12 protein-coding genes are annotated in these 9546 nt (G+C 58.1%); all 12 read right to left on the bottom strand.

The window, feature by feature from the left end; genetic code table 11:
- Positions 1-68 precede the first annotated feature (68 nt).
- The 12 genes from NRG23_RS31470 to NRG23_RS31415 all read right to left on the bottom strand — a co-directional run bounded on the left by NRG23_RS31470 (position 69) and on the right by NRG23_RS31415 (position 9476).
- Positions 69-488, bottom strand: a complete 420-nt coding sequence (locus NRG23_RS31470; protein WP_257373293.1) for a DUF4128 domain-containing protein — start codon at positions 486-488, stop codon at positions 69-71.
- The gene (locus NRG23_RS31465) at positions 488-1120 is read right to left on the bottom strand and encodes a hypothetical protein (RefSeq protein WP_257373291.1); all 633 of its coding nucleotides are present in this window, start codon (positions 1118-1120) and stop codon (positions 488-490) included. The genes NRG23_RS31470 and NRG23_RS31465 overlap by 1 nt, the downstream gene beginning before the upstream one ends.
- Positions 1117-1506 carry a hypothetical protein gene (locus tag NRG23_RS31460; protein WP_041983500.1) on the bottom strand — a complete coding sequence of 130 codons (390 nt, stop codon included), beginning with the start codon at positions 1504-1506 and terminating at the stop codon, positions 1117-1119. The genes NRG23_RS31465 and NRG23_RS31460 overlap by 4 nt, the downstream gene beginning before the upstream one ends.
- Positions 1506-2000: a DnaT-like ssDNA-binding protein gene (locus NRG23_RS31455; protein WP_257373290.1), complete on the bottom strand. Its 495-nt coding sequence runs from the start codon at positions 1998-2000 to the stop codon at positions 1506-1508. The genes NRG23_RS31460 and NRG23_RS31455 overlap by 1 nt, the downstream gene beginning before the upstream one ends.
- 1 nt (position 2001) lies before the next feature.
- A complete protein-coding gene (locus NRG23_RS31450; RefSeq protein ID WP_257373289.1) occupies positions 2002-2337 on the bottom strand; it encodes a hypothetical protein in 336 nt (111 codons plus the stop codon).
- A gap of 57 nt (positions 2338-2394) precedes the next feature.
- The gene (locus tag NRG23_RS31445) at positions 2395-3543 is read right to left on the bottom strand and encodes a P22 phage major capsid protein family protein (protein ID WP_257373288.1); all 1149 of its coding nucleotides are present in this window, start codon (positions 3541-3543) and stop codon (positions 2395-2397) included.
- Positions 3544-3618: 75 nt separating this feature from the next.
- A complete protein-coding gene (locus tag NRG23_RS31440; protein ID WP_162094831.1) occupies positions 3619-4407 on the bottom strand; it encodes a DUF6651 domain-containing protein in 789 nt (262 codons plus the stop codon).
- Between the two features lie 129 nt (positions 4408-4536).
- Positions 4537-4887, bottom strand: a complete 351-nt coding sequence (locus tag NRG23_RS31435) for a DNA-directed RNA polymerase subunit alpha C-terminal domain-containing protein (protein WP_257373286.1) — start codon at positions 4885-4887, stop codon at positions 4537-4539.
- Between the two features lie 325 nt (positions 4888-5212).
- Entirely contained in the window at positions 5213-6325 is a 1113-nt protein-coding gene (locus NRG23_RS31430) for a hypothetical protein (RefSeq protein ID WP_257373284.1), read from the bottom strand.
- Position 6326: 1 nt separating this feature from the next.
- Positions 6327-7703, bottom strand: coding sequence for a DUF4055 domain-containing protein (locus NRG23_RS31425; RefSeq protein WP_257373283.1), 1377 nt, complete (start codon positions 7701-7703; stop codon positions 6327-6329).
- Between the two features lie 2 nt (positions 7704-7705).
- The gene (locus NRG23_RS31420) at positions 7706-9025 is read right to left on the bottom strand and encodes a terminase large subunit (RefSeq protein ID WP_257373282.1); all 1320 of its coding nucleotides are present in this window, start codon (positions 9023-9025) and stop codon (positions 7706-7708) included.
- The gene (locus NRG23_RS31415; protein WP_009048040.1) at positions 9000-9476 is read right to left on the bottom strand and encodes a DUF2280 domain-containing protein; all 477 of its coding nucleotides are present in this window, start codon (positions 9474-9476) and stop codon (positions 9000-9002) included. The genes NRG23_RS31420 and NRG23_RS31415 overlap by 26 nt, the downstream gene beginning before the upstream one ends.
- Positions 9477-9546 lie beyond the last annotated feature (70 nt).

The raw sequence follows: 9546 nt of genomic DNA, 5'->3' as shown, positions 1-9546 counted from the left end.
TTTTTCCTCTTTGCAGAAATGACAAAACCCGCTCAATGGCGGGTTCAGTGGTTTGCCCAATGGGCGGATTAGAATGTGTCTGCGCGGTACGTGAGCCTCAGCGGCAACGTGCTTGTGGTGTCACTTTGGAGCGCAGAAGCTGTAGCCATTGGAGACCGGACGAATACCGAAAACCCCGACTTGCTGAGTTCAAGATTGTTTGGGAACAGAGCCTGTAGCTCCTCCGCAATCAAGCCGTCACTGCCGCGGCCATTTCCAGCCTTCGTTACTACGCTGACCTGAAATACCCCTCGATATGAAGTGTGTCTCCCTTCAAGGTCTTCGCTATCCGTATCGCCAGGCAGAAGGAAGGCCTTCAGGTATGCGCTGCCATCCGTTGGTGCCGTAAATGGCACGTTTTCGAATGCAATCGGGAGTTTTGGAATCCGGGCGTCGGCCCAGGCCTTCAGTCGCTTCTCGAACAGGCTGCGTATGATCAGATCGCTCATTAGGGAAGCTCCGCAACAGCTTTGTTCACAGACACCTGGAACTCAGTGGCGGTGATACCAACCATCCCAGCCGGCGCCTGGCTTGACCAGCCTTCATATTCAAGGCGATGTCCATATGGCAAGTTGTTCATGAGCCAGATGCTGCTTACATCGCCGCTGAATCCCTCTAGCATCAGTTTGCCGACGGCCTTAGTGGCCCCACCACCTGGATCAACAATATCCAGGGTTCCAGTCTTCGCGGTGTCGAACGATACCTGCCAGTTGGCCCGGAATCGCCCGCCAACATAGTCCTTGCCCGCCACCAAGCCGTTCACATCGAAGTTCTGAGTGCGCTCGGTCTTGGTCAGTGGCTTGGCATATTTCACTCCGCGGCGCAGCTTGCCAGCCTTGGTGAAATTGCTCTCGTCCAGGTTGATCAGCGTGTTGCGTACTGCGACCTTGAAGTCGTAGTCGTCGGCCGCCCGCGTGTTGGCCTGACGGTGCGCAATGTTGGCAGCCCAAAGCTCAGGATTGCCGACTGGAGACCTGTCGACGATCTTGGACAGCATATCGATGGCAGCCTTCTGGACTATCTGCTCAGCATTGCCCTTGGTCTTTTCAACAAAGGCTTTCATGTCGAGTGAGAAGCTCATTTTCTGGCCTGCACACTGAAGCCGACAACTAGGCCGGCGTAACTCCATGGGTCAACAGCCTGAACCGTATACGTCTCGCCATCGAACAGCAGCTTGTCCTGGGTCGTTGGCTTCGGCGTATCGGCACCATCGAGCAGTAGCGGCGAGATAAGAATCTTGACGTCGCCCTGCTTGATCAATGATCCGTCGATATCCTTCAGGCTGTAGTTTTCGCGAAAACCAGAGCCTTCAAAGGTGGTGATCGTTTCACCGCCAGTGCCTGTCTCCGGGTCATACTCGCCATTGGCGATCTGGAGCAGAGACAACTCCAGCCCCTTCCCGCCTTTCGATCTCGGCGCCAACATACGGGCAGCTGAAGCCTTCGCCCGATCATAAATATCTGCCATCAGCTTCGTACCAGATTGACCTGACTTGAGGATTCCAGCAGCCCCGCGAACTGTGCATAAGACTGCCGGGTTGCTGCCGGCTTACTCACCGAGGCGCTGGCTACGGCAAAAGTCGTGCTGATAGGGCCAACCGATTCGGAAACCACCGCTCCTGTTTTGGTTGTCGGATCCTCAAGGTCATCAGCATGGATTTCCGTAGCCAGGGCGAGCTGGCCAGCCTTCACCTGTGCAGGGATCTCATTGAGAGGAAGAACCCACCCCTGGCGCTTCACGCTCGCCCTGGGCCAGGCCAGCGCCTGATCTCGGCTCACTGTTTGCCCCTTCCACGGCAAAGAGGTCATTTGCAGAGCCGACCGACGCAGTAGCGCCTCTTGCGCCACCACATCCGCCGGAATGACCCTGCCGAAGTTCGCGGCATAGGTGACCAGCTCAGCAGTCGTCGCAAAGCTATCAGCGCCTGACACCACGCTGCCGTTCTCGATCACCAGAGCCATATCAGACCTCTTTCCAACCGAGACGCTTGTGATCGTCTACGCAGGACGGGTGCACATGAATCTCCTCCTCGCCCTGCTCCATTTGTACCAGTCCGCTGTAATCCGGCTCAGCATCTTCCGGCAAGGACTTGCTCGATGCGCGGGAAGCAGCCGCTTCATCGGCAAGACGCCTTTCCTCTTGTGCAGCCAGATCAAGTGCGTCCTGCGCGTTTTTGCTCCAGTCGGCGCGCTCCTGCTCGTCTAGATTCTCGAATTTCTCAGCACTCAAGCCACTGAGTTCGATTGCCTTAGCCAGAAGAACCTTCGCCGCTTTCTGTTCTTTCGTCAGTCCAGCCATTGTCTTTCTCCAGAAACAACGCAGGGGCCGAAGCCCCTGGTTGTCGTTGTAGTTGAGTTAGCCGATCAACAGGCCGATGTGCTCATCTTTGATGGCTCGGCAGCCCCAGGCCAGACGGACGTGATAGGCCGTTTGCAGGAACTGGCGGTACACCGCCACTTCGAACGACAGGCCGGTCAGCGGATCGGTGATGGTGATGACATCGTCTGCCGAGTCACCGCCTTCTGGCATTGCTGGGGCGCGGGTTGCCAGAACGATCGCCGAGCGGGCAAACGCCACGTTTGCGGTGTACGAGTTACCCAGGGTCAACGCGTTGCCGGTCGGGATCAGGATCTGCGAGCCTGGCTTATTCAGCGTGATGGTGCCCGGAGCGGCCACGCCAGTGCCAACGACGTATTGGTTGTCGCCATCAGCGGCGAAGGTCGCGATATCGCCGGCCAACACGGTGCCGGTACCGGTGGCCAGCGCGATGTTGGTCGCACCTACCGCAGTAGCACCGCTGGTGACGTATGCAGCGCCAGTGCCCTTAACGTGGCGCCCCACCTGGTGAGAGTGACGGATGGCCATGTTCATGATGCGGTCGGTCATACCATTGCGCAGCATGTCGCTGGAGCCAGCCTCGTTGACCTTGAACAGGCCAGATTGCTTGCCACGCATGTTGCCGATGGCCGAATGCCCCAGGACCAACTGCAGGTCGTTGGTCGGTGCGCCGTTCTGCTCGAGGATGCCCAGCACGCCAGCGAAATCAGACAGATCGGCGGCAGTGCCAAACGGTGTGGTGCCCGCGGTGCCGTAGGCGCGCGATGCATTACGGTAAGCCTCGAGCCAGAGGTCTTTCTCGATCTCGTTCACCAGGGTGCGCATCGCCTGATAGAAGCGGTCAGCCTGGATGGACGAGAAGGTGCCGGCGTTTTGCAGCCCGCGGGTTTGCTCGCCATTCCAGCGAACCGGAACGTGCTTGCTCTTGGTGATCGCGACCGCGACGTTGTCGACAATAGTGTCACCAGAGTCAGGGGCGGTTACGCCCGGGATGTTATCTGCCGCCGACGCCTCGGTGGTGATCGGAACCAGAACGTCCTGGCCGATCGCCGCACGAGCAACGGAAGAGTCGCGGGATACCGCCGGGATGAAGCCCGTCATCTCTCGCGAAATGACATCCAGCGCTTCGTACAGGTCCGGCACGAGGCCGTTAAGGGTGTTCGCCATTTTGGCTTTCTCCACAAAAAAGCCCGCTCAAAGGCGGGCATTGATTACTTGCCGGGCAAACCCCGGCGGCTTTGGTCAGTCAGTAACCGTGCCGCCATTGCGTGCGTGATCAGCCTTGCCGGCCGGGTCGAGCGCATCGAATGCAGTACGGGAAAGCGTTTTGCCGCCACCGCCTTTGCCACCATTGTTCGGAGCACCACCGCCATTACCGGCAGAGCTCTTCAGGATGTTGTCGCGGTGCGGGTAGCGCTCGACGAGGGCTTCCAGGGCTTCGTCGAAGTCAGCCAGTTCACCCGGACGGGCACGGCTGTAGATCTTGTTTCCGTCCTCACCATAGGCAACGACTTTGCCGTCTTCGACCTTGAAGGCCTTGCCGAAGGTGTTCTGCAGCATGTCAGGCGGCACGGCGATCTTTTCGGTGACGAACTTGGAGCGTCCAAAGGCGCCGCCGATCTTCTCCTGGTAGAGAATGTTGGTGGTGGTATCGCGCTCGGCAGTAACGGTCTTCACCTGCTCTGCGAGTGCGGTAACCTGGGCCTTGAACTTCTCTTCGGTGGCGGCGATTGCAGCGACCTTGATCTCTTCAACCTTGCCAGCCTGAACCAGCTGGCCGGCGTCGAGGTTCGCAACGGTCGCCAGGGCGGCGCGAGCCTTTTCAGGATCGTCGATCCCCTCAAAAGCCTTGGCTCGAGTCTCGGCAGCCTCTTTGGCTTCACGGTGGCCTTTGGCTTCCGCGTTCAGCGCAGTGATTTTAGATACAGCCGACGGCGCGTCAAACGCCACGTCCTTTCCATCATCATGCGTGTAGACCGGCTTTCCATCCTGGACAACTACATGGCCTTGGTCGTCGAGTTTCAGTTTCATCGGTTTGTCTCCGGGCATCCGCCCATTTGATAGGCCATCCGGCCAGGTGCGCCCGCCTCCATCCGGAATTACGGGCATAAAAAAACCCCGGCATAGCCGAGGTCTTTGTGAGCTGCTTTAGGATTAGAGCTATTCAGCGATGCCGCCATAAGGGCGCATCGCACTTTCGATTTCTCTTAAGCATTTAACTCCCGCATTTGGGGTAGTCAAAAGCTGCTGGCGAGTCAGTTTTTTGAGCTCGCCAATTGTCTGTATACCCAGGGAGCTACAGACAATATTGTATGTTCTCGTTCCGAATCCGAGCACATCTACAGAGGTACGATCAGTTGCAAAGAGCCGCTCGGATTGCTCCTGAAGCGCAGAGAGAAGGTGGTTAGCTGCTGCAAGGTTGTCTGCTTCTACCACAACTTTGCTGCCTAATTCATCATGCCGAGCGATGATATAGCGGGTGACTTCACGAATACGGAATTCGGGTTTCATGGGGACCTCCAGCCTGCTCACAGGCCAAGTAAATGATTGTTCGTTGCCGCAGCAACGACGCCATCATAATGCAATCCCCTTTAGACCACCACCCTCTCACCTCGGAGCATACATCCCACACAAAGCAGCTGTTTGGTGCCGCCAGTAGGCTTACCACTCTTCATTATCACGCCGATCTTCGCCTCGATCACTTCGCGTCCACCGCAGCGATGGCACTGGACCATCGTCGCTGGCTTGGGCATTGCCCGCACACGCTTGCGCACCTGCTCCGCCGGAGTATCCGGGGCTGGCGTGCCTTGAATGAGGTGAAGCTTAGGCTTATCGGTCATGCTGCCATCTTAGCGAATGTCTTGATGTCCCGCTCACGCAGCTGCTCCAGAGTCAGGAAAGCACCGGCCGGAGAATAGAACTCCTCCATGGACATGCCATCTCGAAGCATCTTGGCGCGCACCGGGCCCAGGACTTGTTCCTGGCGTTCTGACGACTGCCGGCTGATCCATTCAGCGTAATTCGTATCGGCCGGCACCTGGCCGTCCATGCTCGCCCGCTGGCCAGGGGTCATCTCGTCGATGGGAATACCCAGATCTCTCCAAGACTTCGTGCGTGGCGTCGAAGTGGATCTGCAGCTGAAGTGAATCCGGCCTGGCCCCTCAAGCCAAGGCACTTTATGCCCGATCGGCTTATGTGTACCTACTGCATAGGGCAGCTTGTCCCTGATCCGGCACGGCGCTGATGTCTTATTGTCCAGCGTGCTGGTCCAGTCTTCCGACTCGATGATGTCGGCATTAGCCGTATTGAAGTTTTCTCGCGCTACAGCAGCGGTGTGGCTGATTGCGGTACGAACGACCGAAGCCAAGTCGCGCCGCGGGCGCTCAAGGAAGCCGTCGGCATATCCCGCCGCTCTGGTTCCTCGAATGCTACGGACGATCTGATCAGTCGTCTTGCCTTCAAGGTATCCCGTGCGAACAGCGTTACGAACCTTCACCATCCGGTCTGCGGCTATCTCCTTTCCCCAGTTGCGCAGCAAACGCCCTTGAAAAGGACGAGCCATTGCCGCGGCATAAATCTGCTCAGCGCTGATGCTGATGATCGGGAAACGAATCAGAACAGGCTCGGGAACCGTGGTCGTAAACAGGTCTGTCTGCCACTGCATCTCATACCCGGCCAAGCCTCTCAGCTCCCCCTGAAGCGCTTCCAATACTTGGCTGTACGCAGCCTCGTTTATCGACCTGACTTCATCGAGCAAGTCTTCTAGCCGCTCAATCGTGAATGAACCTGCCGGCATGCGCTCAAGTGCCTCTGCAAGAGCTGCCGTCAGGTTTGCATCGGAGCGGTTGAGCAATGCGATGATTCGGCGCACCACTCCGAGCTTGTACTGATCGAGCGACACTGCATGCGCAATGCTCTCATCCCGGAGAGTCTCGTTAACCGTCGTCATTTTAGAGCACTCCGAGTGCGGGTCCTTGATCGGCAATCTTCTGTTTTTCCAGCTCCCAGTCGAGGTCATCAGAAACGACACCGCGGCGCTGAAATTCGGAGAACAAGGTTTCGTCGGACAGCCGGCCCTGAGCTGCCATATTCAGCAAGAGGGGCAGCGTCGTTTCGGGAGCGAAATCGATGTCGAAGTTGCCATTGACCTGGACGTGACCGCCTTCTGGCTGTCTTGTCCACATTGCGAAGTATTGCAGCACCTGATCAAGGCAGTCCTCGAAGCTTTCAGCCATGGTTTGCAACGGGCTCATCTCCTGAGCCGCTTCGTCTTCAGCCTGGGTTGCTGTCTTGGTCGATTGCTTGTCCTTCAGCAGTAACTTGGCGCCCGCCATCCGCATATCGTCGACCAAGTCCTGCAGCGAGGTGCGACCAGCCTCGATGGCAGAGCCAGTGTGCTCCACCCACTTCATGTCGCCTTCTTTAGGCAACTTCGTAGCGCTACTGGTGCCAACCTTCAACTCGAAAGCATCATCCTCGATGCCGATAATCGCCAGCATCGGCACCCGCGCAACATGCAGGATGTTGTCTTGGTCGCTCTGAGACTGCCAGTGCTTCTTGTTCAGGTGAGCGAGCTCAAGAAGTGGCGGCGTGGCAGTCATGAAGCCAGTTCGCTTGGTGTAGAACGTAGCCAGCGGGATGACATCGAGCGTCGTCACGCCTTCGTCGTACAACTGCCACGACTTCCCACCTTTACCATCGTCCGCTTTCCGATAGGTTGCCCATCGCCCCGGCTCGAGCACGCGAATCTGAGGAGTGACTTTGACTCCAAAGAGCCCTTCGTCCTCTTCAATACATTCTAAGTAACGAAACTGAGTCAGAACCTGACCGCCTGCTTTGGCTGCGACTCTCCAACCCAGAACCTGATGGGGTTTCACAGTCACCGCATACGGACGAACGCCCGCGGCCTTGTCGTCAGCCTTGGTTTTCAGGCCCTCAACCTTCGGGTACTCGGCCAGGACGTGACATAGGCCATGAGACAATCCGGTTACAAATACTGATTGCGCCCAGACCTGCAGGTTGTTGCCCTGCCGGTCAATGTCTTGCGCAAACTCCTGGATTGCCTCCGGCACGTCGTCGCCCAGTGAGATCGGCTCAGCGAAGACACGGCCATTCATGTTTTGAACAGTTTCGCTGTAGGCTGGCAGAAGCGTTGAGGCTTGTAGGCGAGCCTTGTAAGCGTCGTCTTCCTCCTTTGGCCACTTCGGCAAGAACTTCTCGCCGGCATCGCGCATAGCCTTAGTTCCACCCATCAATGCGTCGACGATTTCCCAGTCCTGGCGCATAGCGTCCACTGCCGGGAGTGTTTTGCTTGGGTCATCACTCATGGTCAGATTCTCAGAGGGGCAGTAGAGGCGGTGCGTGCCTTGATCGGATAACGCTTGGCGATGAAGTAGCCGGCAGCGTCGTTCATGTGGTCGTGCCCCTTCTTCGGATCCTTGTCCGGCTCACCCTTGTCTGTGTAGGTCTGGCGTTCCAGGCACAAGGTGAGCTGGGGGCACTGATCGATGTTGACCTTCAGGCGGCGCTCGCCATAGGTGTTAAGGAGCATCGCATTCAGAGCATTAACCCGGTCTTTCACACCTGGGTTTGTTGAGTCGACGACAACGGTGAAACCTGCCTTCTTGAGTAGCGACAGGTCCGACTCGCTAGCGTTCTTGCTGCTGGTGTTCTGGCCGCTGGCGTCCGGATAGACCGCAACGGTATGGCCCGGGAACCGCGCCTGGATCTTCTCGATCATCTCCGGCGTATCACGCACAGCGTGGAACTCATCCAGAGCTAACGGCAGGTCATCCCGCACCACGTAGACCACGGCGCTCATCTTCATGACGTTGAAGTCCATGCCGATGTGTAGGGCTTCGCCTGGCTTGATCCGCTCGGAAGTCCGGCACTCATCACGATTGAACGTGTAGTACACGACGCCGGCGTAGTTCTCGAAGCTGGCTTCGTACTCCTGCCGGAAAGTCCGGGGGTCCATCTTGCGGCGGGCCGCTTCCAGCTCTTCAGCCGGGACGTTGCCGCCATCGAGCGAGGTGTATAGCCAGCTCTTGTGGTCAGGCTCATGACCCGGACGGCCGTCCTGGAACGTGTCGTAGCAGTGGTTGAAACCCTTCGGTGTACCGATGCGCAGCGCATGGCCGCCCTTCCGCGCTCCTATGCCAGGAATCGTGTACTGACAGGTCGAGAGCATCGGCCGCAGAACTTCTTCCCAGGCCTCCCACGGGCAGTCCGCCCATTCATCCACCAGGACGAAGAACAGACCGGAGCCACGCAGGTTGTCGTAGTTGTCGAGCCCCACCACGCGCATAACGTGGCCAGACTTCAGGGTGATCGAACATTCCGTCTCGTTTGGACGGGTAGCGCGCCACGCCTCGGGGATGGCCTGCTTCAGGCGCCGCCAAAACACGCGCTTGGCCTGCTTGAAGGTCGGCGCGCCGTACCAGATCTCATCCTCGACGCTCACACCCCATTCAGCAGCCAGGCGTGCAGCTCGGCGCATCTCGGCCTTGCCCAGGAATGTCTTGCCGAACCGGCGACCACACACCGCATCACGGAAGCGCGCCTCAGGCTGGAATCCCCACACGTAAATGTTAGCCTGTTTCGGCGTCAGCTTTACCGGCGGGTCATAGGTGCGGGGTAGTCGGGACACGTTCGTCTGGCTCCAGGGTGTACTCAGCAACTGCGTGCTGCTGGTCCGCCTGGGAGCCCAGGGGCTTATCGGGTTCGATCTTTCGGTTGACGTACATATCGCCGCACTCCTTGGCGGCCTGCTCGTAAAGCTGAGCGGTCAAGGCCAGGTTGCGCATGTTCTCGGCCTTTTCGGCCATCCTGCCAAGGCCACGCAGTCTGAATGCTCTATTGGCAATCGGGATCTCAGCCGTGTCCTCGCGAAAACGCTTGCGGGTATCTTCGAAGACCGTCCGCCACTTCACCCCAAGATCACGACCGGCGTACTTCGTTGGGTCGTACAGCTCGCACTGCTGGCGAGTTACATCGAGCCCGAATGTTTCCTTGACCGCCTGCACTACCTGCGTGGGCGTATCAAAGCAGGCCAACGCCTGCACAATGAAGCGCTTCACCTCATCTTTCAGGGCTGCCATATGGGTTTATTCCGTCAAGGTCCTGTCAAGGATCAGGCCGACTTGAGCAGACAGGTTCCGCAGGCCCTCG

Source organism: Pseudomonas sp. T8 (assembly GCF_024610635.1).
GTDB classification, from domain to species: Bacteria; Pseudomonadota; Gammaproteobacteria; order Pseudomonadales; family Pseudomonadaceae; genus Aquipseudomonas; species Aquipseudomonas chlororaphis_I.
The sequence above is the reverse complement of the archived record's forward strand: the minus strand, read 5'-3'. Positions and strand labels throughout refer to the sequence as shown.